Source organism: Williamsia sp. R60 (assembly GCF_054063855.1).
This window is the reverse complement of the sequence record NZ_JBSSGR010000001.1, coordinates 819268-846024: the sequence shown is the minus strand read 5'-3', so window position 1 is coordinate 846024 and position 26757 is coordinate 819268. Positions and strand designations below refer to the sequence as shown.

The following is a 26757-nucleotide window of genomic DNA, read 5'->3' as shown; positions in this document are numbered from 1 at the left end:
AGCAGTCGCCCGGCTTCCGAAGGCTCACGAAGTCACCTCTTGACGACCACCTCCCATCAGTTTACGGTGACTCCAATCACATCGATTTGAAACGTTTCAAAGTCGTTCATCCCCGTCTCATCCGCCGGCTCCCCGACCGGATGCCCGATCAGCTCAAGGACCCACGATGGCTCCCACCCCGACCACTCATCTCACGGACTCCCGGGCAGGAGATGAACCACCGGCACGCCGGCGAGTGTGTTTCACCATGAACCTGCGACCCGAACGCGTGGACGACTACCTCGCGGCGCACGAGCACGTCTGGCCCGAGATGCTCGATGCCCTGCGCGCCGCCGGATGGCACAACTACTCGCTTTTCCTGCGACGCGGCGACGGACTGGTCGTCGGCTACCTCGAGACCGACGACTTCGACCGTGCGGTGGCCGAGATGGACGCGACTGATGTCAACGCCCGCTGGCAGTCCTCGATGGCCGAGTACTTCACCGACCCCGCCGGTCGCGGACCGGATCAGACGCTCGAACGACTCACCGACTACTTCCACCTCGACTGAGGGGAGATCCCCTGCCCATCCCGTCGCGGCTGCGTCTCATCGGCATCCGCCAGCTCGCATCAACCAATTACCCTGCACAAGACTCACCCCACAAGGAGTACCCATGAAATTGGGGGCCAAGAAGACCACGGGATGGAAAGCAACCATCTCTGTGGCCATGTCCAACTACATCGAGGCCGGCTCGATCATCGCGATCGCCACGAGCCTCGGATTCTGGCAAGACGAGTTCGGGATCAGCAACTTCGCGGTCGGCCTTCTCGCCGCGCTGAGCGCCAACGCCTTTGGTGCGGCCGTCGGCGCAGCAATCGGTGGGCCACTGTGTGACCGGTACGGCCGCAAGGCGATCTACACCTACGACCTGCTGCTGTACATGGTCGGTGTGCTCATCGCCGCGTTCGCGATGAACTTCACCATGCTGCTACTGGCATTCGTCGTGACCGGCCTGGCGGTCGGTGCGGGAGTCCCGGCATCGTGGACGTACATCGCCGAACAGGCGCCCTCCAATGCGCGAGCCCGCCATGTGGGAACAGCACAGTTGGCGTGGTCCGTCGGGCCACTGATCGGCTTCGCCCTGGCCGCCGCACTGGCGCCGCTGGAGTTGCTGGGTTCGCGGTTGATCTTCCTGCATCTGTTTGTGGTCGCGGCCATCGTCTGGTGGATCCGGCAAGGCCTCGTCGAATCGAAGATCTGGACCGAAGAGGGCCATGACACCACCACAGACCAGGCACAGCGCGTCAGCGGTGGCAACGGTCTGCGCGGACTGTTCTCGCGCAAGAAGAACATCACCGCACTGCTCGTCCTGATCGGCATCTACGGGTTCTGGAACACCGTGGCGGGCCAGGCGGGCATCTTCATGCCCCGGGTGTACGAGACCGCAGGCCTCGACAGCGAGGTGCAGCAGAACCTGCTGCAGGTCCTGGTGTGGGGAATGACCGTACTGGCAACTTATTTCGGGTTCATGCGTTACGGCGACCGCGTCTCGCAGCGCACGCTGTATGTGGCCGGCGCCGTCCCCGGCATCATCGGATGGGGCGTACTGGTGTTGTTCACCGACGGCGGTCTGCCCACGTTGCTCATCTTCGCGATCTGCTGGGGCATCTCGAGCGGTATCGGCGCGCAGGCCTTCTACAGCCTCTGGGCCAGCGAGTTGTTCGCCACCCCGTACCGCGCGAGTGCACAAGGCTTCATGTTCTTCGTGGTCCGCACGGCGACCGGGGCACTGAGCTACTTCTTCCCCACCCTGCTCGCTGCCGTCGGACTGGCCTGGGTCGGCCTGTTGCTCGTGACCCTGCTGACCGTCGCCCTCATCATCGGTGCGATCGCCGCCCCGAACACCCGCGGCAAGACACTGCAGCAGATCGAGATCGAGCGTTACGGCGAACCTCTCAGTCCGGAACTGGCGACCGCGTCTAACGTGGCTGCGGCTCATCCCGTCCCGTCCGAGCCCGCTGACCGACCGGCGCCCGCCTCGGTGCCCACGGGTGGGGGTCTGTAGCGATGACATCACCTCGACATGGCAGTATTGAAACGTTTCAACCACCCGACGATCGCAAGGACTCCACACCGATGACAGCTGTGAACGCACCCGGGTCCCTCCTGGAGAACCTCGCAATCGAGTTGCCGTCCTGGGCATTCGGGAACTCCGGGACCCGCTTCAAGGTCTTCGGTACGCCGGGCACGCCTCGCACCGTCGAGGAGAAGATCGCCGACGCCGCCGTCGTCAACCGCCTCACCGGGTTGGCACCTTCGGTTGCGCTGCACATCCCCTGGGACGTGACCGACGACTTCTCGGCGTTGGGACGGTACGCCGCCGACCACGGCGTGCGGCTCGGCACCATCAACTCGAACACCTTCCAGGACGACGACTACAAGTTCGGCAGCCTCACCCACATCGACAAGACCGTGCGCCAGAAGGCAATCGACCACCACCTGCGATGCATCGAGGTGATGAACCAGACCGGGTCGCGGGACCTCAAGATCTGGCTTGCCGACGGCACCAACTACCCCGGCCAGGGCGACATCCGGGGCCGGCAGGATCGCCTCGCCGAATCGCTGGCAACCATCTACCAGCACATCGGAGAAGATCAGCGACTCGTGCTCGAATACAAGTTCTTCGAGCCGGCGATGTACATGACCGACGTGCCGGACTGGGGTACCTCCTACACGCAGGTCAGTGCTCTCGGCGAGCGAGCGATGGTCTGCCTCGACACCGGGCATCACGCACCCGGCACCAACATCGAGTTCATCGTGGCCCAGTTGCTGCGCCTGGGAAAGCTCGGGTCGTTCGATTTCAACTCGCGTTTCTACGCAGACGACGACCTGATCGTCGGCGCGGCTGACCCGTTCCAGTTGTTCCGCATCATGTGCGAGGTGATCCGCGGCGGCGGTCTCGACGCCGACTCCCCGGTGGCCCTCATGCTCGACCAATGCCACAACGTCGAAGAGAAGATCCCCGGGCAGATCCGCTCCGTACTCAATGTGCAGGAGATGACAGCACGAGCTCTGCTCGTCGACACCGTCGCACTGGCCGCCGCACAAGAAGCGGGAGACGTGTTGGGTGCCAACGGAATCGTGATGGATGCGTTCTACACGGACGTGAGGCCGATGCTGGCCCAGTGGCGCACCGAACGTGGACTGCCCGCCGATCCGATGGACGCGTTCGCGGCGTCGGGATACCGAGAACAGATGGCGACCGAGCGGGCCTCGGGCACCCAGTCGTCCTGGAACGCATGAGCTCACCGAAGGGAATTCGAATGACCGACAAAGCAGCCACAACCCAGGCACTCCCGAGTACCAACCCCACCGTCAGCGCGCTGATCGAGCGGTCGAACCGACTCGGTTCCGACCCCAAGAACACCAACTACGCCGGCGGCAACACCTCTGCCAAGGGCACCGACATCGACCCTGTCACCGGCGCCGACGTCGTCTTGATGTGGGTCAAGGGATCCGGCGGCGACCTCGGCACACTGACCGAGAAGGGCCTGGCCGTTCTGCGCCTGGATCGACTGCGGTCCATGGTCGACGTGTACCCCGGTGTCGAGCGCGAAGACGAGATGGTCGCGGCGTTCGACTACACGCTGCACGGGCGCGGTGGCGCGGCGCCGTCGATCGACACCGCCATGCACGGCCTGGTCGACGCCGCCCATGTCGACCACCTGCATCCCGACTCCGGGATCGCCATCGCCACCGCTGCAGACGGTGAGGCCATCACCAAGCAGATCTACGGCGACCGGGTGATCTGGATCCCGTGGCAGCGACCGGGTTTTCAGCTCGGTCTCGACATCGCCGAACACAAACGCCGCAATCCGCAGGCCATCGGCACCATCCTCGGTGGACACGGCATCACAGCGTGGGGCGAGACGTCCGAGGAGGCCGAGGCGAACTCGCTGGAGATCATCAGGGCGGCCGAAGAGTACATCGCCCGCAACGGGCGACCGCAGCCCTTCGGCCCGGCGCTGCGTGGGTTCGGGCCGCTGCCCGACGACGAGAGGCGGGCCAAGGCGGCGGCACTGGCACCGACACTGCGCGGTCTGGTGAGCACCGACAATCCTCAGGTCGGTCACTTCACGGACACCGATCCCGTCCTCGAATTCCTTTCTGCTGCAGAGCATCCACAGCTGGCAGCCCTCGGCACCTCCTGCCCCGATCACTTCCTGCGCACCAAGGTGAAGCCGATGGTGCTCGATCTGCCTGCCGACGCATCCGTGGACGACTGCATCACCCGACTGAAGGAGCTCCACGCCGCGTACCGCAAGGACTACACGGCCTACTACGAGCGGCACGCCACACCCGACTCCCCTGCCATGCGCGGTGCCGATCCGGCGATCGTGTTGATCCCCGGGGTCGGGATGTTCAGCTACGGAAAGGACAAGCAGACCGCACGAGTGGCCGGCGAGTTCTACCTCAACGCCATCAACGTGATGCGCGGCGCCGAGGCCATCTCGCACTACAGCCCGATCGACGAAGCCGAGAAGTTCAGGATCGAATACTGGGCGCTGGAAGAGGCCAAACTGGCCCGGATGCCGAAACCGAAGCCACTGGCGACGCGCATCGCGCTTGTCACCGGGGCAGCTTCGGGTATCGGCAAGGCCATCGCGCAGCGTCTAGCCGCCGAGGGTGCCTGCGTGGTGATCGCCGATCTCGACGCCGACAAGGCACAGGCAGCCGCCGAGGAGATCGGTTCGTCCGACGTGGCAATCGGTATCCGTGCCGACGTCACCGACGAAGAGCAGGTGCAAGCAGCGGTCGACGCGTGTGTGCTGGCCTTCGGCGGTATCGACCTGGTGGTGAACAATGCCGGCCTCTCACTGTCGAAGTCGTTGCTGGACACCACTGCCGCAGACTGGGACCTGCAGCACAACGTGATGGCCCGTGGCTCCTTCCTGGTGTCGAAGGCGGCCGCCAAGGCCCTCATCGATCAGCAGATGGGCGGCGACATCCTCTACATCTCGTCGAAGAACTCGGTGTTCGCCGGCCCGAACAACATCGCCTACTCGGCGACCAAGGCCGACCAGGCACATCAGGTTCGCCTGCTCGCGGCAGAGCTCGGCGAACACGGCGTGAAGGTGAACGGCATCAACCCGGATGGCGTTGTCCGCGGCTCGGGGATCTTTGCCAGTGGATGGGGCGCCAAACGTGCTGCGGTGTACGGAGTGCCGGAGGAAGAGCTCGGTGAGTTCTACGCGCAGCGCACCTTGCTCAAACGTGAAGTACTGCCGGAGAACATCGCCAACGCGGCGTTTGTCCTGTGCAGCGCCGACATGTCGCATACGACCGGCCTGCACTTGCCGGTCGACGCCGGTGTGGCGGCGGCTTTCCTGCGATGACGAGGTCAGGGCCGACACGGCAGCTGGTGGCGGTGGATCTCGGCGCCACCAGCGGCCGGGTCATGCTCGCCGAGGTCGGTGGCGGACAGCTGCGCATCGAGCAACTCACCCGCTTCGCCAACGGGCCCCTACCGATCTGGGACGGGACCCGGACGGGCCTGCACTGGGATGTGCCCGGGCTCTTTGCGCACATCCGAGAGGGGCTGGCACTGGCCGCGAGGCGGGCGCCCGACCTGACGGGCATCGGGATCGACTCGTGGGCGGTGGACTACGGACTGCTCCGCGATGGACGCCTGCTCGGTCTGCCCTACCACTACCGCGACGACCGATCGTCCGTCGGCACCGAGATCGTGCACAACGCCGTGTCGCCGGAGATCCTTTACTCGCGCAACGGCCTTCAGTTCTTGCCGTTCAACACCGTGTACCAGTTGGCCGCGGAGAAGGCGTGCGGCACCCTGGAGTTGGCCGACCACGCACTGCTCATCCCCGACCTCATCGGATACTGGCTGACCGGTCAGATGCGCACCGAGCGCACAAACGCCTCGACAACCGGACTGCTCGAAATCCACGGGTACTGGGACGACGACCTGATGTCGACCCTGGGTTTCCCGACAGACCTGTTCGGTCCGCTGATCGAGCCCGGTTGCGAACTCGGGCAGGTGTTGCCGTCGGTCGGTTCGGGTCTGGGTCTGTCAGGGGGTGTGACAGTGAACGCGGTCGCATCCCACGACACCGCATCGGCCGTCGCCGCTGTACCGATGAACCCCGACGATGCCGCCTACATCTCCTGCGGCACGTGGGGCCTGGTCGGTGTGGAACTGGCGCACCGGGTGGTGGATCAGGCCGCCCGCTCGGCGAACTTCACCAACGAGGTCGGTGCCGACGGCCGTATCCGCTTCCTGCGCAACGTCATGGGTTTGTGGTTGCTCAGCGAATCGGTACGGCAATGGGAACGCGAGGGCACCGTGATCGATCTCCCCGACCTGATCGACGGGGCCACCTTCGCCCAACCTCCGGCCCAGGTCTTCGACACCGACGCCGACGAGTTCCTGACCCCTGGCGACATGCCTTCGCGCATCTCGAGCTGGTACACCCAGCGGGGCCTACCGGCCCCGAACGGGCATGCCGAGATGGTGCGCGCCATCTTGGAGAGTCTGGCCGCCGCTTTTGCCGAACGCGTGCAACAGGCCGCGCAGCTCTCGGCAACCGAGGTACGCACCGTGCACGTGGTCGGCGGTGGAGCGCAGAACCGTCTGCTGTGCCAGCTGACCGCCGACCGGCTCGGCCTGCCGGTGCTCGCCGGTCCGGTGGAGGCCACCGCCATCGGCAACGTATTGATCTCGGCTCGCACACAACAACTGATCGGCGCCGATCTCGCCGCTGCTCGCGCGATGGTCGCGGCGGCCTTCCCCCCACAGCAGTATGATCCGCGACCAGCGGCTCTGAGAAAGGCATGACGATGAAGCGGCAGATTCCCAAGCCCCACGACCTCGCCCCCTTGATGCAGTTCAAGAAGCCGGAGTTCAACGGCAAGAAGCGACGTCTCGAGGCCGCGTTGACCATCGAGGACCTGCGCGCCATCGCCAAACGCCGGACCCCGCGCGCGGCGTTCGACTACACGGATGGATCGGCCGAGGCGGAGCTGTCCATCACCCGGGCCCGTCAGGCCTTCGCCGACATCGAGTTCCATCCGGCGATCCTGCGAGACGTGTCCAAGGTCTCCACCGGCTGGGACGTGCTCGGCGGCCCGGTGCAGCTGCCGTTCGGTATCGCACCCACCGGCTTCACCCGGATGATGCAGACCGAAGGCGAGATCGCCGGTGCCCACGCCGCCGCCCGCGCAGGCATCCCGTTCTCGCTGTCTACGATGGGGACTGCATCCATCGAGGATGTGAAGGCCGCGAACCCGCTCGGCCGCAACTGGTTTCAGCTGTACATGTGGAAGGAACGCGAGCGCTCGATGGCGCTTGTCGACCGCGCAGCCAAGGCCGGGTACGACACCCTGCTGGTGACGGTGGACGTACCGGTCGCCGGGGCCCGCCTGCGGGACAAGCGCAACGGGATGTCGATACCGCCGGCCCTGACACCGGGCACCGTCATCAACGCACTGCCCCGCCCCCAATGGTGGATCGACTTCCTGACCACCGAACCGCTGGCCTTCGCGTCCCTGGACCGATGGTCGGGGACGGTCGCGGAACTGCTGGACACGATGTTCGACCCCACGGTCACCTTCGACGACCTGGCCTGGATTCGCGCCCAGTGGCCCGGCAAGCTGGTGGTCAAAGGCATCCAGACGGTGGCCGACGCCAAGGCCGTCGTCGAGCTGGGGGTGGACGGGCTGGTGCTGTCCAATCACGGCGGCAGGCAACTCGATCGGGCCCCGATCCCGTTCCACCTGTTGCCCCACGTCGCAGCCGAGGTGGGCCGCGACACCGAGATCATCCTCGACACCGGCATCATGTCGGGCGCGGACATCGTGGCGGCAGTTGCGCTCGGCGCCCGGTTCACCCTCATCGGCCGGGCATACCTGTACGGCTTGATGGCGGGCGGCGAGGCCGGCGTCAACCGCGCCGTCGACATCCTCGCCGAGCAGATCGAACGCACCATGCGACTTCTCGGTGTCACCTGTCTCGAAGAGCTCAATCCCGGGCACGTCACCCAACTCGTGCGGCTCTCCCCGATGCCCGCACACGCCCCGTCGCCGGAGACGACCCGATAGCCTTTCGGACAGATACCCGTTCGACCGATCACCCGGTCTGCGGTCCCCTGGGTGGCGTCGAGAGGAGCGTGAGCGATGGCGGTGAGCGTTCGCGACGTCGCCGCTGCGGCAGAGGTGTCCGTCGGGACGGTCTCCAACGTCCTCAACGCACCGGAGAAGGTCGCCCCGACCACCGTCGAACGGGTCCATCGAGCCATCGCCGACCTCGGGTTCGTCCGCAACGATGCGGCCCGTCAGCTCAAGGCGGGCCGCTCCCGGTGTGTCGGGCTGATCGTCCTCGACGTCGGTAACCCGTTCTTCACCGACCTGGCGCGGGCGGCCGAACGCAGGGCCGCCGAGAACCGGCTCACCGTACTCCTCGGGACCTCCGACGATGACCCGGCACGAGAACGCGCATACGTCGAAACCTTTGACGAACAACGCGTTTACGGCGTCCTGGTCTCACCCGCCGGGGACGACCTGAGCCGTCTCGCCGAGCTCCACCGACGCGGGACCCCGGTGGTCCTGGTGGACCGTCGCGGCGAGGGGAGCCCGTTTTCGTCGGTGGCAGTCGACGATGTCGCCGGGGGAAGACTCGCCTGCGAACATCTCTGCGCCATCGGTCGCCGGCGCATCGCCTTCATCGGCGGACCGGCCGGACTTCATCAGGTCGCCGACCGGTTACGCGGTGCACGCGAGGCAGTCGACGAGGTCCAGGGCGCCCAGCTCGAGGTCATCACGACGGGCGCCTTGAGTGTGCTCGCGGGCCGCGCTGCCGGCGAGAGCATCCGCTCGCGGCCGGCAACCGACCGTCCCGACGCCATCTTCTGCGCCAACGACCTGTTGGCCATCGGCGTACTGCAAGCACTGACGATGCTCGGGGACGTGTCGGTTCCCGGAGACATCGCGCTGATCGGGTACGACGACATCGACTTCGCACAGTCCGCCGTCGTTCCTCTCTCCTCGATCCGTCAGCCCAGTGGCCAGCTCGGGACCCACGCCGTGGACCTCCTGCTCGCCGAGACGGACAGGGCTCCGGGCGCCGGTCCCGAGCACATCCTGTTCCAGCCGGAGCTGGTGGCCCGCGCCTCCACCGTGGGCGCGACACCGAACGATCAGCCCATCGACATCTGACACCGCTGGCGCACGCCCCGCAATCGTGAAACACTCGTTGTCAGATGTGAACGGGGTCACAAGGAGGCAGCGCGTGAAAGAAGAGAAAACCACCTATTGCCGGATCTGCGAACCGCTCTGCGGGATGATCGCCACCGTCGAGGACGGGAAGCTGCTCTCGCTGCGGCCGGACAAGCAGAACCCGTTGTCCAAAGGCTTCGCCTGCCCCAAGGGCATAGCCTTCACGGAGATCGTCAACGATCCCGACCGCGTTCTGCACCCCTTGCGCAAGAACGAGTTCGGCGAGTTCGAAGAGGTTTCCTGGGACACCGCGATGTCCGACATCACCTCTCGCCTCGGCGCGATCCACCGCCGTGACGGTGCCGGCAGCATCGGATGGTATTTCGGCAATCCGGCAACATTCTCCACCGGCCACACACTCTGGGTGGCCAACTTCACGACGCTGCTGGGCACACCGCACGTCTACTCGGCCGGGTCACAAGACGTCAACAACCGATTCGTGGCGAGTCACTTCCTCTACGGCACCCCGGTTGCAGCACCCATTCCCGACATCAACCGGGTGCAATTCCTGGTGATCATCGGCGCCAATCCCGTTGTCTCCCACGGCAGTGTGATGAGTTCACCGCGTATCCGGGAAAGCCTGCAGGCCATCACGAACCGCGGTGGACGCGTATTGGTGATCGACCCTCGCCGCACCGAGACCGCCCGCGAGTTCGAATGGCAGCCGATCGTCCCGGATACCGACGCGCTGCTGCTCCTGTCGCTCCTGCACGTCATGTTCGCCGAGAAGCTCGCCGACGAGGATCAGCTGGCCGAGCAATCCGCCGGTCTCGAGTCGATCAAAGAGCTGGCCGCCGGTTTCGCTCCCGAGATGACCGCCGATCGCACGGGCATCGATCCCCAGACCGTGCGCGAGCTGGCCCGCACCCTGGTGGTCACCGACCGCGCCGCGATCTATGGCCGGATCGGGACGTCGCTGGGTCGCGCAGGCACCCTCACCACCGCGTTGCTCGACATCGTCAACCTCGTCGCCGGCAACCTCGACGTCGCCGGCGGATCCATGTTCGGCGATCTGGGCATCCCCGGACAACGCCTGGGAGTGTCAGCGCTGCAACATGTCTCGCGGTTCGCGTGGAACGGACGGCGCAGCAGGATCGGCGATCTGCCGCAGGTTCTGGGCACTGCTCCGGCCTCGGTGATGGCCAAGGAGATGCTCACCCCGGGCAAAGGACAACTCAAGGCCCTGTTCGTGAGCGCCGGCAATCCGGTTCTGTCGGTGCCCAACGGCGACGAACTCTCCAAGGCGCTCGGCGACCTGGAGTTGATGGTGTCCCTCGACTTCTATCAGAACGAGACCAACGCTCACGCCGACTACATCCTGCCGACCACCACGATGTACGAGCGGTCCGACTTCCTCCTCCCCTTCCAGGCCCTGTTCACCACGCCGTTCAAACAGGCCACCGAAGCCGTCATCCCGCCTCGTGGGGAAGCGCGTGAAGAATGGGAGATCATCAACGAGCTCGTGGCGTCGCTTGCCAAACAGGTACCGCTGTTGGGCGGGCTGCACCTGTTCAACAAGTTCGCCGATCTTGTCGGCAAGCCGTGGACTCCGACGACGCTCTCCGATCTGGTGGTGCGGATAGGGATCGGCGGTGACCGTTTCGGTCTTCGTCGCGGTGGCCTCACATTCGAGAAGCTGATCAACAAGTTCCCGCACGGCAAGATAGTCGCGGACAATCTCGAGCCCGGCCAGCTGCGCAAGATCGTCACCCATCGATCGCGCAAGATCCGGTTGGACGCGCCCGAGTTGCTCGCCGAGATCGACCGCCTCGAGCGTGATACCGACCCCGGCTACCCTTTACGGCTCATCGGCATGCGCGAGATCCGTTCGGAGAACAGCTGGCAGCACAACGCGCCGATGTTGTTGCGCGGCGGCAGGACTCATGCGGCCCGCATGCACCCCACCGATGCCGCCGACCGAGGAATCGCGGAGGGCGAGCTGATCAGTGTCGCCTCGCGGCACGGTCAGATCGCGCTTCCGGTGACGCTGACGGACGACATCAAACAGGGCGTCGTCGCCATCCCACACGGCTGGGGCCACAACGGGAACGGCGGGTGGACCAGAGCGAACGACGCCGCGAGCAACGACCTCGGCACCGGCGGGGTCAACGTCAACAAGCTCATCTCCTCGGACCCCGAGGATCTCGAGCGCCTGGCAGGGATGGCCAACATGACCGGCGTGCCGATCCAGGTCGCCGCCCTCGACCGCACGTCCGACTCCATCCGCGACCGGCTGAGCGCGTCATCGGACATGGTCGCCTCCGGCGAGTAGGTCCGGGTACCCGCTAAGTTGGCCGGGTGAGAGCACTTCTGCAGAGGGTCACCGAAGCGTCGGTCGAAGTCGAAGGTGAGGTGGTCGGCCGGATCGAACCCGGCGATGGTCGCCATGGCCTGGTCGCGCTCATCGGGGTGACGCACACCGATGGCGCCGACGACGCCAGGACCCTCGCCGACAAGATCTGGCGGCTCCGGATTCTCGACGGAGAGAAGTCAGCTGCCGACCTCGGCGCACCGATTCTCGTGATCAGTCAGTTCACCCTGTACGCCAACACCGCCAAGGGACGTCGGCCGTCGTGGAATGCGGCAGCGCCGGGTTCGGTGGCAGAACCACTCGTGGACGAGGTGGTCACAGCGCTGCGGTCGTCGGGTGCCGAGGTGGCGACCGGCCGGTTCGGGGCGCACATGCAGGTCAGCCTGGTCAACGACGGCCCGGTGACCATCATGTTGGAGGTCTGAGACCCGATTTTGGTGGGTTCCGGTGAACCTGACCTGCAGGTCTACCCACCCGAACCCACCACTATGGGATTACGGGCGGACGGTGAGGATGCGAGGACCGTCGGAGGTGACCACAACGGTGTGCTCCCAATGCGAGGCTCGGGTGCCGTCGTTGGTGATGACGGTCCAACCGTCGTCGAGCACGGTGGTTTCCACCGTGCCGAGGGTGAGCATGGGTTCGATCGCGAGCGTGGATCCGATCACCAGCTGCGGGCCCCGGCCCGCCTTGCCCTCATTCGGCAGGAACGGGTCCAGATGCATCTCGCGTCCGATGCCGTGACCGCCGTATCCGTCGACGATGCCGAAGGTCCGGCCGTAGGTCTTCTCTGCAGCACGGGTGGCCGTCTCGATCGCATGCGAGATGTCGGTGAGCCGTCCGCCGTCAACCATCGCGGCGATACCGGCCTCCATGGCCAGGCGGGTCGCGTCGTTGAGGTCCTGATCTGCCGCCGACAGGTCACCGACCCCGAAGGTCCACGCGGAGTCACCGTGCCAGCCGTCGAGAATCGCACCACAGTCGATGGACACCAGGTCATGCTCGGCGAGCACCACGTCCTTGGACGGGATGCCGTGCACCACAACGTCGTTGACCGACGAACAGATAGAGCCGGTGAACCCGTGGTAGCCGAGGAACGATGGGACGGCCCCGGCCTCGCGGATCACCGTCTCGGCGACCTCGTCCAGTTCCAGGGTGGAGACACCTGCCTTGGCGGCTTCGCGTACGGCGACCAGCGCGCGGCCGACAACCTCACCGGCAGCGGCCATCGCATCCACCTCGCCTGCCGAACGGAACGGAACGGGCTTGGGTCTACGAAACCCCATCAGAACCTACAACTCTCAGATGCTCAGGCGCCGATGGCCCGCAACACGCGCTGGTGTACCTCGTTGACGTCGCCCATGGCGTCGATGGTCTTGACCGTGTCGGCGTAGTACTCGAGCAGCGGCGCCGTCTCCGTGAGGTAGACCTGCATACGGTTGCGGATCACTTCTTCGGTGTCGTCCGCACGTCCGCGAGCCAGCATCCGCTTGACCACAACATCTTCGTCGACGCCGAACGACAGCACCGCATCGAGCTTGGTGTCGAGCTCATCGAGGATGTGTGTGAGCGCATCGGCCTGGTCGGTCGAACGAGGGAAACCGTCGAGGATGAAACCTTTGGCGGCATCCGGCTCGGCAACGCGAGCGCGAACCATGTCGATCGTGATCTCCGACGGCACCAGATTGCCGGCATCAAGATACTTCTTCGCTTCGAGCCCGATCGGGGTGCCCTGCGAGATGTTGGCGCGGAACAGGTCTCCGGTGGAGATGTGCGGGATTCCCAGGCTTTCCGAGATGAGTTCTGCCTGCGTACCCTTGCCGGCGCCGGGCGGGCCGAGAATCACCAGTCTCACTTGAGAAACCCTTCATACTTGCGCTGCATGAGCTGCGAATTGACCTGTTTGACGGTGTCCAACCCGACGCCGACCATGATCAGCACCGCGGTGCCGCCAAACGGGATGTTCTGCACCGATCCCGAATTGCCGATCTCCAGGAAGAGGTTGGGCAACACGGCGATGGTGCCGAGATAGATGGAGCCGGGCAGAGTGATTCGGCTCAACACGTAGCCGAGGTAGTCCGCCGTCGGCTGACCCGGGCGGATGCCCGGGATGAAGCCGCCGTACTTCTTCATCTCGTCCGCACGCTCTTGTGGGTTGAACGTGATCGCGACATAGAAGTACGTGAAGAAGATGATCATCAAGAAGTAGACGAGGATGTAGACCGGATTGCTCGGGTCCACGAGGTACGTCTGGATCTGACGCTGCCACCACGAGGGTTCCTCGGTGGAACTCTGCGTCAGCTGGAGGATCAGGTTCGGCAGGTACAGCAAGGACGACGCGAAGATGACGGGGATGACGCCTGCCTGGTTCACCTTCAACGGGAGGTAGGTGGACGAACCGCCGTACATCTTGCGGCCGACCATCCGCTTGGCATATTGCACCGGGATACGGCGCTGCCCCTGTTCGATGAACACCACGCCGGCGACGATGGCCAGAGCGGCCAGCAACACCAAGAAGAAGACCAGGCCACCACGGGTGTCGAGGATGGTCTTGCCCTCGGACGGGATACGGGCGGCGATACCAGCGAAGATCATCAGCGACATACCGTTGCCGATGCCACGCTCGGTGATCAATTCACCGAACCACATCACCACGAGCGCGCCCGCAGTCATCACGAGGACGATGATGAACAGCCCGAAGATCGATTGATCCCGAAGGATCTGATCACCGTTCTCACACTCGGGGAGCAGATCGCCACGGTCGGCGAGAGCGACGATGCCGGTGGACTGCAACAGGGCCAGGGCGAGTGTCAGATACCGCGTGTACTGCGTCATCTTCGCCTGGCCGGACTGTCCCTCTTTACGCAGCTGCTCGAAACGTGGGATCACCACGGTCAACAGCTGAACGATGATGCTGGCGGTGATGAACGGCATGATGCCGATGGCGAACACCGACAGCTGGAGCAGGGCTCCACCGGAGAACATGTTGATCAGGGAGTAGATGCCGGCCGAGTCGCCCTGAGACGCCGCGTCCAGACACTGCTGAACCTGCTTGTAGTCCACGCCGGGCGACGGAATGGTCGCGCCGAGACGATAAAGAATGATGATTCCCAGTACGAAGAGAATCTTCCGCCTCAGGTCGGGTGTCCTGAAGGCCGATATGACGGCGGAACGCACTAACTCCTCCTGGGCAATGTCGCTCCGGCAGCAGCGTTGCACCGGGCTACAAACAACTCTTGGACTCTAACAGTCACGCGCCGGGGATCCGGCGTGCGACCACTGAAGTGGCGAGCGGCGCGCGCAGTTGCAAACGCGCCGCCCGCCACTGTAGCGAGTCCTGGGTGGTGGGTGATCGACGTCTGCCCTACAGGACAGTCGTGGACCCGCCCGCAGCAGCGATCTTCTCGCTCGCGGACGACGAGAACTTGTTGGCGGAGACCTGCACGGCCACCGACAATTCGCCCTCGCCGAGAACCTTCACCAGCTCGTTCTTGCGAACGGCACCCTTGGCGACCAACTCGTCGACACCCACGGTGCCCCCTTCGGGGAACAGCCGGGCGATGTCACCGATGTTGACAACCTGGTACTCGACCCGGTTGCGGTTCTTGAAACCCTTGAGCTTGGGCAGCCGCATGTGGATGGGCATCTGCCCGCCCTCGAAGCGGGCAGGCACGTTCTTGCGTGCCTTGGTGCCCTTGGTGCCACGTCCCGAGGTCTTACCCTTGGAACCTTCACCGCGACCCAGGCGGGTCTTCTCTGTCTTCGACCCGGGGGCGGGCCGCAGATGATGCAGTTTGATTGTCATGGAACTAAACCTCTTCGACGGTCACGAGGTGCCGGACCGCATTGATCAGGCCGCGGTTCTGGGCATTGTCCTCGCGGGTGACGGTCTTGCGGATGCCCCGGAGTCCGAGGGTCCGCAGGCTGTCACGCTGGTTGCGCTTGGAACCGATGGTGCTCTTCACCTGGGTGATCTTCAGTTCTGCCATTTCACTACGCTCCCTGTCCTGCTCGGGCTCGCAACATACCGGCCGGTGCGACGTCTTCGATAGGCAGGCCACGACGTGCAGCCACCTCTTCGGGACGCTGCAGCAGCTTGAGCGCTGCCACGGTTGCGTGCACGACGTTGATGGCGTTGTCGCTGCCCAGGCTCTTGCCGAGGATGTCGTGGACACCCGCGCACTCGAGCACGGCACGCACCGCGCCACCGGCGATCACACCGGTACCGGGGCTGGCCGGACGGAGCATCACGACTCCGGCCGCAGCCTCACCCTGAACCGGGTGGGTGATGGTCGCGCCGATCATCGGGACGCGGAAGAAGTTCTTACGAGCCTCTTCGACACCCTTCTGGATCGCCGCGGGAACTTCCTTGGCCTTGCCGTAACCGACACCGACCAGGCCGTTGCCGTCACCGACGACCACCAGAGCGGTGAAGGAGAACCGACGTCCACCCTTGACCACCTTGGAGACGCGGTTGATGGCTACGACGCGCTCGAGCTGGTTCTTGTCTTCCCGGCCGCCACCGCGCTGGTTGTCGCGACGGTCACGGTTGCCGCCGCCACCGCGGCGGTCGCCGCCCGCGTTGTTGGCGTTGGGGTCATTGCTGGTACTTCCGGCGGGTCCGCTTCCGGTACCGCCGTCACGACGCTGACGTCCCGGCATCAGATGGTCCTTCCGTTGCAAGTATTCGTATCAATCATCAGAACTCGAGCCCTCCCTCGCGGGCGGCATCCGCCAGAGCAGCGATACGACCGTGGTAGCCGTGGCCACCGTGGTCGAACACCACGGCCTGCACACCGGCAGCCTTGGCGCGGGCGGCGATCAGTTCACCGACCTTCTTGCTCTGTGCCGACTTGTCGCCACCGGCACTGCGGACGTCGGCCTCGATGGTCGAGGCTGCGGCCACGGTGTTGCCGGCGAGGTCGTCGACCAGCTGCACGTGGATGTGGCGCGAGGAGCGCTTCACCACGAGCCGCGGCCGTTCGGGAGTGCCGCTGATCTTCTTGCGCAGCCGGAAGTGCCGGCGGGCGTTGGAGACACGACGACGGGTGGACACGTCCTTGCCCAGGGGCAGACGCTTGGTCTTCACAGTTTCACTCATGTCACTTACCCGTCTTTCCGACCTTGCGACGGATCTGCTCACCCTCGAAGCGAACGCCCTTGCCCTTGTAGGGGTCCGGACGGCGCAGGCGGCGGATGTTCGCCGAGATCTGTCCGACTTGTTGCTTGTCGATTCCCGAAACCGAGAATTTGGTGGGCGATTCCACCGCGAAGGTGATGCCCTCGGGCGCCTTGATGGGCACCGGGTGGCTGTAACCGAGCGCGAACTCGAGGTCGCTGCCCTTGAGCGCCACGCGGTAACCGACACCGAAGATTTCCATCTTGCGCGTGTAGCCCTCGGTGACACCGGTGACCAGGTTGGCCACCAGGCTGCGGCTCAGGCCGTGCAGTGCACGGTTCCGTCGCTCGTCGTTGGGACGGGTCACCACAACGGTGCCATCTTCGACTGCGACACTGATCGGCTCCGAGATGTCAACTGACAGTTGCCCCTTGGGGCCCTTGACGTTGACGGTCTGGCCGTCGATCTTCACGTCTACTCCGGCCGGGATTGCGACCGGGTTCTTTCCAATACGCGACATTAGTTTTGCCCCTTACCAGACGTACGCGAGGACTTCGCCGCCCACGCCCTGGTTGGCGGCTTGGCGGTCGGTCAGCAGACCCGAGGAAGTGGAGATGATCGCCACGCCCAGGCCGCCGAGCACCTTTGGCAAATTGGTGGACTTCGCGTACACGCGCAGACCCGGCTTGGAGACGCGCCGGAGGCCGGCGATGCTCCGCTCGCGGGTGGGGCCGTACTTCAGCGTGACAACGAGGTTCTTGCCGACCTCGGCATCTTCGCTGCGGTAGTCCGTGATGTAGCCCTCGCGCTTGAGGATCTCGGCGATGTTGGCCTTGATCTTCGAATGCGGCAGGCTCACCTCATCGTGAAACGCCGAATTGGCGTTGCGCAGACGGGTCAAGAAGTCTGCGATCGGATCAGTCATGGTCATATCAGACCGTCAACCTTTCTCGCGGCGGTTCCCATGCAGCATGCGCATACCGGTTCCGTTGACCTCCAGGCGATCGCCTGGCCGTCGCGGGCCTTGCACGTCACATCGTGGGCCTACTACGAAGTGAGTTACGTGTCCCTGACCGACCGTTGCCGGTCAGGGCAGTTCAGTCCGACTGGCAAGCCAGTCGGGGGTAGTGCTCCCCCGAATGCACGGATGCACTCGGGAGTTTTCAAAGCCGGAAGCCAAGAAAAAGTGGTCACCTGGGTGTTTCTGACCGACCGAAGGCACGGGTCAGCCGAGGCAACCGTTCTAGTGTAGGGAACGGCGCTGCTCAGGCCAAATCTTCGGCCTTCTCCTGCGCGGTCGGCACCCTCACGATTCCAGTGTGAATCCGTCGGTCGCGGCTGCGCCGAGCACGTACCTGGAACAATGGCACACACCATGAGAGAACTCGCTCCAGGAGAGAACACCGCGATCCCGTCGCCGCAGATCAGCGTGTCGGTGACCTGCGCATCTCCGGTGAACACGTCGGCGGTCATGCTGGGCCGCGATGGCCGGGTGCGTTCGGACGACGATCTGATCTTCTACAACCAGGCGTCGGGACCCGGTGTCGGCTACCGCGACGCCGGCGCGTCCGACGTCATCAGCATCGACACCGGACGGGTGCCGGCCGACATCGAGACGATCGCCATCACCGCCAGTCTCGACGGCAACGGTCCGACCACCTTCGCCACCGCGGGAACGCTGCGTGCCGAACTGCGCGATGGTGCAGGTGTGCCGTCCGTGTCGTTCACCCCGGCACGTCTGACCACCGAAGCCGCGGTGGTGTGCATGGAGGTGTACCGGCGCGGCGATGCATGGAAGGTCCGGGCCGTCGGCCAGGGGTACGACGACGGACTCGCCGGACTCGCGAAAGCCTTCGGTATCCAGGTCGACGACGATCCGGTGACCACTCCCCCCGCGCCCGACCCCATGCCCTGGCCACCGGCCGGGCAGCCCACCCCGCCCGCACAGCCCCCGGCTGCATCGTCGTACGCCCCGGCGCAGCCGGTGTCACAGCCGACGAACTCGCCATCACCCCAGAACCAGGGAGTCCACGCCATGAACAGTGACCTTTTCGCGCCGGCACATGCCGAGGTGTCGGGCACCGGAATCCAGAAGCAGGGCAGCAAGATGTGCCGGGTCGGCATGAACGGCGAGGTGATGGCCCGATCCGGGTCGATGGTTGCCTACCAGGGCGACCTGAAGTTCGAGGCCCTCGGATCCGGGGGTATCGGCCGGGCCATCCGCAACACCCTCACCGGCGAGGGTGTCCCGCTGATGAAGGTCACCGGACGCGGCGATCTGTTCCTTGCCGATGCCGCCAGCGACGTCCATCTGATCGACCTCGACGGGACCGACGGCCTGACGATCAACGGCGCCAACGTCCTCGCCTTCGACTCCACGTTGAGCTATGACGTCAAACGGATGCAGGGCGCAGCCGCACAGAGCAATGCCGGTCTGTTCAACTGCGTCTTCACCGGCCGCGGTCGGATTGCCATCACCACCGACGGCAACCCGGTGGTGCTGACCGTCGATCAGCAGACCTATGCCGACCCGAATGCCGCTGTCGCGTGGTCGTCGAGCTTGCAGACCAGCGTCAAGCGCAACGATTCCTTCAACCTCGGAACCCTGATGGGACGCAGCACCGGCGAGAGATTCACGCTCGCGTTCAGCGGCCACGGCTTTGTGGTCGTTCAGCCGTCCGAGATGCCGCCGGGTGGACTCATCGGCGGGACCGGCGGTGGACAGCAATCGGGTGTCCAGGGCGGGCTCGGCGGACTACTCGGCCGCTGATCCCACCACCTTCATCCCGCAGCACGGTCACCGAGGGCAGATAACCTTTCGCCACCACTGACGGGGACGATCGTAGTGCGAATGCGGTGGCGGTCGGTCCGGGTGATGGACCGGATGTCGGCGAGGACCTCCTCCCAGCCGTACAGGACGTCGTCATAGGTGATCCGCAGGGTCAGCCACTTGTCCAGCAGAGCGTTTCGGTCGCGACGACGATCGTTGCGGTAGTTCTCCAGGCTGGTGTGGTGGCTCTGGCTGTCGCACTCGATGAGCAGCCGACCCACCCGCATGTCGACTCGGCCGACCCCGACGATCACCGGTTGCACGACCACGGTGAACCCCGCCGCACGAAGCCGCAGGCGCGTGATCGATTCGGTCCCCGACTGAGATTCTGGTTCGCACTTGTCCATCAGGTCCGAAACTCGTTGTGTCACAGCGCCCATCGCCGATCTGAGCCCGGCGATCGTCAGGCCGCCCGAGTTCAGCGCCGAGTCGCAGACGACAATCCAGTCCTCGGCACCCATACACCGGGCGGCGCAGTCGAGCGCCACCGGAATCGGGTCGACCGCGCGGGTGACCGGCATCGGCCGCCCATGACCCTGACACGACCGGGTGCCGTGCGCTTTGTTGTGTTTACTGGCCCGCACGTGAACGCGGTCATAACCCGGAGGCACCCACAGTCCGTGGTGTCGTAGGGCCGACACACAGCTGAGCGCTCCGCCGCTTCGAACCGCCTCGACAACAACGGCATCGGCCGTCTCCGTTGCGTACCAGCCGGTGCGCAGCCTGATCAGCGAACCGTCGCGAACCTGTGTGCGCAGTTGCCACCCGTCCAGCCCCTGCTGCTGCAGCTCCGGACGACTGTAGACACCGATCTCCATGGCGATCAGACGCACCAGCAATGTGGACGGCCCCAGCCGCACCAGGATCATCCCCCTGGCCTGCAGTGAAGGGCATATTTCCCTTGGCGGCCACGCAGCGGGCCGATCGTGGTGACTTGTCCGACCCCACTGCTCTAGTGGTCGCAACCGAACGAAGGAGCGAACATGTCCGACCACGCCGCAGCCATCCGAGGACTTCCACGCTGGCACCGCGATCCGCGAGTGAACGCCACCATTTCGAGGATCCGCGCCCACGGCTGGGCCGTCACAGCCGTGAGCGAAGAGTGCGAGTGCAACTCACCCGAGTGCGAGCCGCCCGACTGCTCGTTCGCCTACACAACCGGCCTCGGCCTGCATTCACTACCCGAACTCGTCGTGTACGGGCTCGACGCCAGGACAAGCGGTTCGGTTCTCAACGAGCTCGGCAACGTGCTCCACCGATACGAGTGGACCGACATCGTCGACCAGAGGGTCGACGTGCCACTGCAATCGATCGATGTCCCTGTCCGCCTCATCGAGCTGATCGACAAGGACGATCTCATCATCACAAACGAACTGTTCCCCGATTCGCCTGCGCTGCAAGTCGTTTGGCCGGACGAGTATGGGCAGCACCCGTGGGAGGAGGGTTACGCTCTGCGTCCCGAACATCAGCTATTCAAGGGTGTCCTGCCGAGCGATGACACCCGACCGCGGGGCCCGCGAGTCATCACCCCACACACCGGACCGAACCGAGCCCAGCGACGTCACACACAGCGACGCAAGAACAGACCTTGACCACGCGCTCCCCACCGACGCGAAAGGCGCCCCACCCGAAGGTGGAGCGCCTTTCGTCAAAGCCTGACGGTGAGCCTGGTGGCTACCAGATCACCAGCTGCTCTTCTGCACGCCGGGCAGCTCGCCCGCGTGTGCCATCTCGCGCAAGCAGATTCGGCACAGACCGAACTTGCGGAACACCGAGTGCGGGCGACCGCAACGGTTGCAGCGGGTGTAGCCACGCACGGCGAACTTGGGCTTCTTGTTGGCCTTGTTGACCAGAGCCTTTTTTGCCATGTCAGTTGTCCTTCACGTTGGGGTCTTTGAACGGGAAGCCGAGCTGACGCAGCAGTGCCCGACCTTCGTCATCGTTGGTCGCGGTGGTGACGACGGTGATGTCCATGCCACGCGGACGGTCGATGTTGTCGATGTTGATCTCGTGGAACATCGACTGCTCGTTGAGACCGAAGGTGTAGTTGCCGTTGCCGTCGAACTGGCGATCGCTCAGGCCGCGGAAGTCACGGATACGCGGAAGTGCGATCGACACGAGGCGGTCGAGGAACTCCCACATGCGGTCGCCACGCAGGGTGACGCGGGCGCCGATGGGCATGCCTTCACGCAGCTTGAACTGTGCGATCGACTTGCGGGCCCGACGAACTTCTGGCTTCTGACCGGTGATCAGTTCCAGGTCCTTGATGGCGCCGTTGATCAGCTTGGCGTCACGGGCGGCGTCGCCGACACCCATGTTGACCACGACCTTGACGACGCCGGGGATCTGCATGACGTTGTCGTAGGCGAACTCTTTGTTCAGCGCGTCTTTGATCTCTTCGCGGTAGCGAAGCTTCAGTCGCGGCTGGATCTTCTCAGTTGTGCTCATGTCAGATGTCCTTCCCGTTCTTGCGGGAAATGCGCACGCGCTTGCCGTTGTCGTCGGTGCGGTAGCCGATGCGCGTCGGGGTGCCGTCGGAATCGACGACCATCACGTTCGACACGTGAATGGGGGCTTCCTGGGTGACGATGCCGCCCGAGGATGCGCCGCGCTCGTTCTGCGAGGCCGAGGTGTGCTTCTTGATGCGGTTGACGCCTTCGACGAGGATGCGGCTGCGCTGCGGGTAGGACTCGATGACCTTGCCCTTGGCGCCCTTGTCCTTACCGGAGACGACGATCACGGTGTCGCCCTTGTGGATCTTCATGTCAGAGCACCTCCGGAGCCAGCGAGACGATCTTCATGAACTTCTTCTCACGCAGCTCACGGCCGACCGGGCCGAAGATGCGGGTTCCGCGAGGATCGCTTTCGTTCTTGATGATGACGGCGGCATTCTCGTCGAAACGGATGTACGAACCGTCCGGACGGCGGCGCTCCTTGGTGGTGCGCACGATGACCGCTTTGACAACCTCTCCCCGCTTGACGTTTCCGCCGGGGATGGCGTCTTTGACAGTGGCGACGATGACGTCACCGATGCCGGCGTAGCGCCGTGACGAGCCTCCGAGCACGCGAATGCACAAGATTTCCTTGGCACCCGTGTTGTCGGCGACCCGCAGGCGTGACTCCTGCTGGATCACTTTGTAGTCTCCTTGACCTGGTTTACTTCTTGCACGCCGAATTTCCGACCCGACGCACGCGGTCTCGCCGCCAGGGCACAACTGTGCCCAGGCAACCGCTCAAGTGTAGAGAACCAGCAGGTGGAAACCAAATTGCTGCAAGATGAGCCCGGGACACAACACTGACGTCGGGTTTCACCAGTCGTCGAGGTGCGTGTACCCGTCTTGGATGGCCCGCGCGAGCAGCTGTGCTTTTGTACGGGCCGGCCGACCGACAAGGTCGTATTTGCCCCGGATCCGGGTGATGTGGGTGCTGACGGTGGCCGGCGTGATGAACAGCGATGCTGCCGCCTCGACTTTGGAGTCGGCGGCGAACCAGGCCAGGAGCACCTCCACCTCCCGCGGAGAGAGGGTGGGTACGCCCCCCGAATCCGTCTGACCCCCCGCGCCGGGAGTGCGCCCCGGATGCACATCCTCGACTGTCATGGATCCCGCTCCCCCTTTCGTGATGACCGTCGCAGCGCACGCCGTGTCGACGACAACCCGCTGCGTGGGTGCACTGCGCCGACCGCGACCCCCTCCTCGAATGGCGATCGGCACCGCAAATCTAACGGGTGCGGCCGTAAAAGGCTCAATCACAACATCTTTCGCAAAGGTCACTAGCCAGCGACACGGCCCGGATCGAACGCGCCGATGAAGAACCCGTACCGCAGCCCGAGGCATCAAAAACCGCCGGGCTGGGCACCTGACCTCGTCGGACAGGTCGGACGCACCTGGGTTAGTGTTGGCTTACTTAATCGGTTCTAGGAGTGCATATGAACTTTCGCAAGAGTGTCGCCGGCATCGCCCTGGTCGGCCTGACCGTCTTCGGAGTCGCCGCGTGCAGCGACGACAGCGAGTCCGAATCCGCATCCTCGACCACGGCCTCGGCCTCGGCGACATCCCAGAACTCTGCGGACACGTCCGGCACGGCCACCGAGTCGGGGTCGACCCTCGAGAGCTCCACCGCACAGGAGATCTTGCGCACGGTCCTCACGCCCGAGACCGCGCCTGCCGACTCGGCGAAGCTGGTCGACTCGACGGATCCGTCCATCGGCGCACAGCTGACGGGATTGTCGCGCGGCTTCACCACCGCCGGTTACACCCCGGACAAGTTCACGGTCACCACGGTGACGGTGAACGGCGAGAACAAGGCCACCGCGAACGTCGAGGTGGCGAGCCCGCACACCCCGCAGCCGGTGGCCATGCCCATCGACTACGTCTACACCGACGGAACCTGGAAGCTCGCGGGATCGTCCATCGCCGACCTCGCCTCCATGGGGTCCACGCACGGCGGCTGACGCAACCGCAACCTGATCGGAACCGATGCGCGGTGCCGGGCCACTTCGGTGTCCGGGCACCGCGCTTCGTCGTCTCAGCGACCGCCGTGACCGCCGAATGCGCCACTGATCTCGCCGGCTCCCGGTAGGCGACGCATAAGCTGGCACGAGAAGGCGATGGACAGCCGAACGAGCGGAGCGCACCGATGACACAAGGCCAGGAACCCGATCGTCAACGGCCTGACCTCACCAAGCCCACGCCCGCCGGTCGAACGCACAGCACCGAGCCCATCGCCACCGAGCCCTGGTCGTCTCCCCACTGGTCATCCGGCCACTGGCCGTCGTACGACCCCGAAGGATCGGGTGGATTCCGAGATCCCCTCGCGAGCCTCGACCCCGCGTACCCCCCGTACCTCGGCGCCTATCCGCCGCTGACGTATCCGGGCGGTTCACCCGGTCTCCACGCGTACCCGGTCAACCCGTATGCAACTGCCCGCCCCCGGACGAACTCCATGGCCAACGCGGCCATGATCTGCGCCCTCATCTCCGTACCCGCCACGTTCATCTGTCTCGGAGCGCTGCTCGCCCCCGCAGCGGTGATCATGGGCTTTATCGGCTTGGGTCAGATGAAGAACACCGGGGAGACAGGCGAGGCCCAGGCATGGACAGGCATTGCCATCGGCGGCCTCATGACGTCTTTTGTCCTCATGCTCTTCATGGCACTCGCGCTGGCGATCGGTTCCTGAGGTGAACGTTGCCGACGGGCCGATCTTTCAGGTCGCGTGGGTTGTGGCCGACATCGACGCCGCCGAAAAGGAGTTCACCGACCGCTACGGCGTCCGATCGTGGTTGCGCATCCCGGACGTGGCATTCGGCCCAGACGCATGCTCCTACCGCGGCGCGCCCGCCGACTACTCGATCCATGTATCGCTGGGATACGCCGGCGGCCAGCAGCTCGAATTGATCCAGCCCGTCTCAGGAGTGAACCTCTACACCGAATTCCTCGATGCGCACGGGCCCGGCCTCCACCACATCGCCTGGCTCCCAGAAGATTTCGACGCGGCCATCGCCGACCTTGAGACTGCGGGCACACAGATCCTCCAGGACGGTGTGTTCGAAGGCGTCGGGATGGAGTTCGCCTATATCGGAGGCGGTCCGATCGGGTCCTACGTCGAACTGATGAAACTGTCTGACGACATGCGTGCGATGTTCGACGGGCTGATCCCCGACGGCCACACCAATCCGTGGCAACGTTCCGGCGACTGAGTCAGTCCGCGGACCGACCGTTGTCGGCCGCGTAGACCGCACCGTGCACGGCTGCGGCGTCATCGCTGGCGAGGAACGCGATCAATTTCGCGACGTCCGCGGTGTCGGCGAATCCTCGCGGTGACGCCGCTCGCATCACCAGGTCGAAGTCGGCGCTCGAGGGCGGCGCGAAGTTTGTCACCTGAGGGGTCAACATCCCTCCCGGGCACACCGCATTGACCCGCAGCCCTGTGTGGGCGTACTCCACGGCGAGTGCTCGGGTGAGGCCGACGAGACCGTGTTTGGCCGCGCAGTAGCCAGCTGAGTACGCCTGGCCCTGGACCCCCGCCACCGACGAGACGTTGACGATGCTCCCCCGGTTCTCGATCAGCTGAGGCAATGCCGCCTGGATCAGGTGAAAAGGACCACTCAGATTGACAGCGAGATCGCGCTGCCAATCGTTGTCGGTCACCTCCGTGGTGTGACGCATGGTGTGTGCGCCCGCGACGTTCACGAGTGCGTCGATCCTGCCGAACCGATCCACACAGGCCTCGATCGCACTCCGGCACTGCTGCGCATCGACAAGGTCGCCGATCTGAAATCGGCCGTCCGGCACGCCCTCGAACACTTCCGTCAGGCGGTCGGCATCGCGCGCGAAGCCGAACACCTCTGCGCCGCGCGCAGAAAACAGTTCGACCACAGCGGATCCCAGACCAGACGAGGCGCCAGTGACAAAGACCACTTTCTTGTGCAGCGGGTCAGTAATCATCGTTCAATATAAGCATGGCCGCTTAACGGTGATGTGGCTTACGAACTTCATTCGGGCCGACTCGGCGCAATGGGACGGGAGGGGCCACAGTGACGGACACCGGAACCGACCGCGGCAAGCGAGAATTGCTCGACGCAGCCGAGAGATTGATCGCCACCCGCGGCTACGAGGTCCCCCTCCGGGACATCGCGATCGAAGCCGGGCATCGCAACAACTCCGCCGTGCAGTATCACTTCGGGAACCGCGAGGGATTGATCGCCGCCATCGTCGCCCGACGTCTCGGGCCCATGGAACTCGTGCGATCGCAAATGCTGAAAGAGCTTGCGGCACAGAACAAAGAACCCAGCATCCGCGACTTGATCAGCGTCCTTGTCCTGCCCATCCTCCAGATGAAGGGCACCCACTACGCACGCTTTCTCGAAGTCATCCGAACGGCCTGGCCGGATGAAACGCTGCAACGCCATGACACGGAGTGGCCGAAAGTACTTGAACGACTGACCAAATCGATCGATGCCGATCGCGCAGCCCGCACTCGGCGGGTCGCAGCCGTCGCCACGGCGATGTTCGCGTTGATCGCCGACTACGAACGGCGCACCGAAGCCGGCACCCAATCGGAGTCCGAACCCGACGAAATCATAGATGTGCTAACGGCAATCGTGACCGCGAAGATCATTCGATAACAGCTGTGTGCAAACCCCCGGTGTCCATGTGGTGAACGCTCTCGTTTATTGCGTTGCGACCGTGGGTAACTAGCTCGCCGAGCGCGTAACCGCCCCTGTAACA

At 64.7% G+C, this 26757-nt stretch carries 31 protein-coding genes; 15 read left to right on the top strand and 16 right to left on the bottom strand.

What is annotated here, in order from left to right:
* Nucleotides 1–166: 166 nt before the first annotated feature.
* The 9 genes from ACVWY6_RS03585 to dtd all read left to right on the top strand — a co-directional run bounded on the left by ACVWY6_RS03585 (nt 167) and on the right by dtd (nt 12004).
* A complete protein-coding gene (locus ACVWY6_RS03585) occupies nt 167–550 on the top strand; it encodes an L-rhamnose mutarotase (protein WP_457536208.1) in 384 nt (127 codons plus the stop codon).
* Nucleotides 551–653: 103 nt separating this feature from the next.
* Nucleotides 654–2045 (top strand): MFS transporter, encoded by a 1392-nt coding sequence (locus ACVWY6_RS03580; protein ID WP_457536206.1) that lies wholly within the window; start codon nt 654–656, stop codon nt 2043–2045.
* Nucleotides 2046–2116: 71 nt separating this feature from the next.
* The gene (rhaI, locus tag ACVWY6_RS03575; RefSeq protein WP_457536204.1) at nt 2117–3283 is read left to right on the top strand and encodes an L-rhamnose isomerase; all 1167 of its coding nucleotides are present in this window, start codon (nt 2117–2119) and stop codon (nt 3281–3283) included.
* Between the two features lie 20 nt (nt 3284–3303).
* Nucleotides 3304–5376, top strand: coding sequence for a bifunctional aldolase/short-chain dehydrogenase (locus ACVWY6_RS03570; protein WP_457536202.1), 2073 nt, complete (start codon nt 3304–3306; stop codon nt 5374–5376).
* On the top strand, nt 5373–6833 hold the full coding sequence (locus ACVWY6_RS03565) for a rhamnulokinase (RefSeq protein WP_457536200.1): 1461 nt from the start codon (nt 5373–5375) through the stop codon (nt 6831–6833). The genes ACVWY6_RS03570 and ACVWY6_RS03565 overlap by 4 nt, the downstream gene beginning before the upstream one ends.
* Before the next feature lie 2 nt (nt 6834–6835).
* On the top strand, nt 6836–8095 hold the full coding sequence (locus ACVWY6_RS03560; RefSeq protein ID WP_457536199.1) for an alpha-hydroxy acid oxidase: 1260 nt from the start codon (nt 6836–6838) through the stop codon (nt 8093–8095).
* A gap of 75 nt (nt 8096–8170) precedes the next feature.
* Nucleotides 8171–9208, top strand: coding sequence for a LacI family DNA-binding transcriptional regulator (locus tag ACVWY6_RS03555; RefSeq protein WP_457536198.1), 1038 nt, complete (start codon nt 8171–8173; stop codon nt 9206–9208).
* Between the two features lie 73 nt (nt 9209–9281).
* Nucleotides 9282–11540 carry a molybdopterin-dependent oxidoreductase gene (locus ACVWY6_RS03550; RefSeq protein WP_457536196.1) on the top strand — a complete coding sequence of 753 codons (2259 nt, stop codon included), beginning with the start codon at nt 9282–9284 and terminating at the stop codon, nt 11538–11540.
* A 26-nt stretch (nt 11541–11566) separates the two neighbouring features.
* Entirely contained in the window at nt 11567–12004 is a 438-nt protein-coding gene (dtd, locus tag ACVWY6_RS03545; protein ID WP_457536194.1) for a D-aminoacyl-tRNA deacylase, read from the top strand.
* A gap of 69 nt (nt 12005–12073) precedes the next feature.
* On the opposite strand, the gene map is transcribed toward dtd, so the two are convergent.
* From map to rpsH, 9 genes are all read right to left on the bottom strand, one after another.
* Nucleotides 12074–12865, bottom strand: coding sequence for a type I methionyl aminopeptidase (gene map / locus ACVWY6_RS03540; RefSeq protein WP_023955943.1), 792 nt, complete (start codon nt 12863–12865; stop codon nt 12074–12076).
* A 23-nt stretch (nt 12866–12888) separates the two neighbouring features.
* Nucleotides 12889–13434, bottom strand: coding sequence for an adenylate kinase (locus tag ACVWY6_RS03535; RefSeq protein ID WP_023955945.1), 546 nt, complete (start codon nt 13432–13434; stop codon nt 12889–12891).
* The gene (secY, locus tag ACVWY6_RS03530; protein WP_023955947.1) at nt 13431–14756 is read right to left on the bottom strand and encodes a preprotein translocase subunit SecY; all 1326 of its coding nucleotides are present in this window, start codon (nt 14754–14756) and stop codon (nt 13431–13433) included. The genes ACVWY6_RS03535 and secY overlap by 4 nt, the downstream gene beginning before the upstream one ends.
* A 187-nt stretch (nt 14757–14943) precedes the next feature.
* Nucleotides 14944–15384, bottom strand: coding sequence for a 50S ribosomal protein L15 (gene rplO / locus ACVWY6_RS03525; protein ID WP_023955949.1), 441 nt, complete (start codon nt 15382–15384; stop codon nt 14944–14946).
* 4 nt (nt 15385–15388) lie between these two features.
* The gene (rpmD, locus tag ACVWY6_RS03520) at nt 15389–15568 is read right to left on the bottom strand and encodes a 50S ribosomal protein L30 (protein WP_023955951.1); all 180 of its coding nucleotides are present in this window, start codon (nt 15566–15568) and stop codon (nt 15389–15391) included.
* Nucleotides 15569–15572: 4 nt separating this feature from the next.
* Nucleotides 15573–16241 carry a 30S ribosomal protein S5 gene (gene rpsE, locus ACVWY6_RS03515; protein ID WP_023955953.1) on the bottom strand — a complete coding sequence of 223 codons (669 nt, stop codon included), beginning with the start codon at nt 16239–16241 and terminating at the stop codon, nt 15573–15575.
* A 37-nt stretch (nt 16242–16278) separates the two neighbouring features.
* Nucleotides 16279–16680 carry a 50S ribosomal protein L18 gene (rplR, locus tag ACVWY6_RS03510; RefSeq protein ID WP_030164684.1) on the bottom strand — a complete coding sequence of 134 codons (402 nt, stop codon included), beginning with the start codon at nt 16678–16680 and terminating at the stop codon, nt 16279–16281.
* Between the two features lies 1 nt (nt 16681).
* Entirely contained in the window at nt 16682–17218 is a 537-nt protein-coding gene (rplF, locus tag ACVWY6_RS03505) for a 50S ribosomal protein L6 (protein ID WP_023955957.1), read from the bottom strand.
* A 12-nt stretch (nt 17219–17230) separates the two neighbouring features.
* Nucleotides 17231–17629: a 30S ribosomal protein S8 gene (rpsH, locus tag ACVWY6_RS03500; RefSeq protein ID WP_023955959.1), complete on the bottom strand. Its 399-nt coding sequence runs from the start codon at nt 17627–17629 to the stop codon at nt 17231–17233.
* A 444-nt stretch (nt 17630–18073) separates the two neighbouring features.
* Here rpsH and ACVWY6_RS03495 point away from each other — a divergent pair, with 444 nt between their 5' ends.
* Nucleotides 18074–19468, top strand: a complete 1395-nt coding sequence (locus tag ACVWY6_RS03495) for an AIM24 family protein (RefSeq protein ID WP_457536190.1) — start codon at nt 18074–18076, stop codon at nt 19466–19468.
* An 11-nt stretch (nt 19469–19479) separates the two neighbouring features.
* On the opposite strand, the gene ACVWY6_RS03490 is transcribed toward ACVWY6_RS03495, so the two are convergent.
* Nucleotides 19480–20397, bottom strand: coding sequence for a hypothetical protein (locus tag ACVWY6_RS03490; RefSeq protein WP_457536189.1), 918 nt, complete (start codon nt 20395–20397; stop codon nt 19480–19482).
* Between the two features lie 114 nt (nt 20398–20511).
* On the opposite strand from ACVWY6_RS03490, the gene ACVWY6_RS03485 reads away from it, so the two are divergent.
* Complete coding sequence (locus ACVWY6_RS03485; RefSeq protein WP_457536188.1) at nt 20512–21120, top strand: DUF4262 domain-containing protein; 609 nt, start codon at nt 20512–20514, stop codon at nt 21118–21120.
* A 90-nt stretch (nt 21121–21210) separates the two neighbouring features.
* On the opposite strand, the gene ACVWY6_RS03480 is transcribed toward ACVWY6_RS03485, so the two are convergent.
* From ACVWY6_RS03480 to ACVWY6_RS03460, 5 genes are all read right to left on the bottom strand, one after another.
* Nucleotides 21211–21396 (bottom strand): type Z 30S ribosomal protein S14, encoded by a 186-nt coding sequence (locus tag ACVWY6_RS03480; protein ID WP_023955966.1) that lies wholly within the window; start codon nt 21394–21396, stop codon nt 21211–21213.
* A 1-nt stretch (nt 21397) separates the two neighbouring features.
* Complete coding sequence (gene rplE, locus ACVWY6_RS03475; protein WP_023955968.1) at nt 21398–21976, bottom strand: 50S ribosomal protein L5; 579 nt, start codon at nt 21974–21976, stop codon at nt 21398–21400.
* Between the two features lies 1 nt (nt 21977).
* Nucleotides 21978–22292, bottom strand: coding sequence for a 50S ribosomal protein L24 (gene rplX, locus ACVWY6_RS03470; protein ID WP_023955970.1), 315 nt, complete (start codon nt 22290–22292; stop codon nt 21978–21980).
* A 1-nt stretch (nt 22293) separates the two neighbouring features.
* Nucleotides 22294–22662 carry a 50S ribosomal protein L14 gene (rplN, locus tag ACVWY6_RS03465; protein ID WP_023955972.1) on the bottom strand — a complete coding sequence of 123 codons (369 nt, stop codon included), beginning with the start codon at nt 22660–22662 and terminating at the stop codon, nt 22294–22296.
* Nucleotides 22663–22836: 174 nt separating this feature from the next.
* Complete coding sequence (locus tag ACVWY6_RS03460) at nt 22837–23127, bottom strand: response regulator transcription factor (protein WP_457536185.1); 291 nt, start codon at nt 23125–23127, stop codon at nt 22837–22839.
* Nucleotides 23128–23456: 329 nt separating this feature from the next.
* Here ACVWY6_RS03460 and ACVWY6_RS03455 point away from each other — a divergent pair, with 329 nt between their 5' ends.
* From ACVWY6_RS03455 to ACVWY6_RS03445, 3 genes are all read left to right on the top strand, one after another.
* A complete protein-coding gene (locus ACVWY6_RS03455) occupies nt 23457–23981 on the top strand; it encodes a DUF4878 domain-containing protein (RefSeq protein ID WP_457536184.1) in 525 nt (174 codons plus the stop codon).
* 185 nt (nt 23982–24166) lie between these two features.
* Nucleotides 24167–24706, top strand: a complete 540-nt coding sequence (locus tag ACVWY6_RS03450; RefSeq protein ID WP_457536182.1) for a DUF4190 domain-containing protein — start codon at nt 24167–24169, stop codon at nt 24704–24706.
* A gap of 1 nt (nt 24707) precedes the next feature.
* Complete coding sequence (locus tag ACVWY6_RS03445) at nt 24708–25226, top strand: VOC family protein (RefSeq protein WP_457536181.1); 519 nt, start codon at nt 24708–24710, stop codon at nt 25224–25226.
* Between the two features lies 1 nt (nt 25227).
* Here the strand turns inward: ACVWY6_RS03445 and ACVWY6_RS03440 are convergent, their stop codons facing one another.
* Nucleotides 25228–25974, bottom strand: a complete 747-nt coding sequence (locus ACVWY6_RS03440) for an SDR family NAD(P)-dependent oxidoreductase (RefSeq protein WP_457536179.1) — start codon at nt 25972–25974, stop codon at nt 25228–25230.
* An 89-nt stretch (nt 25975–26063) separates the two neighbouring features.
* Here ACVWY6_RS03440 and ACVWY6_RS03435 point away from each other — a divergent pair, with 89 nt between their 5' ends.
* Nucleotides 26064–26654 carry a TetR/AcrR family transcriptional regulator gene (locus ACVWY6_RS03435; protein WP_457536177.1) on the top strand — a complete coding sequence of 197 codons (591 nt, stop codon included), beginning with the start codon at nt 26064–26066 and terminating at the stop codon, nt 26652–26654.
* Nucleotides 26655–26757 lie beyond the last annotated feature (103 nt).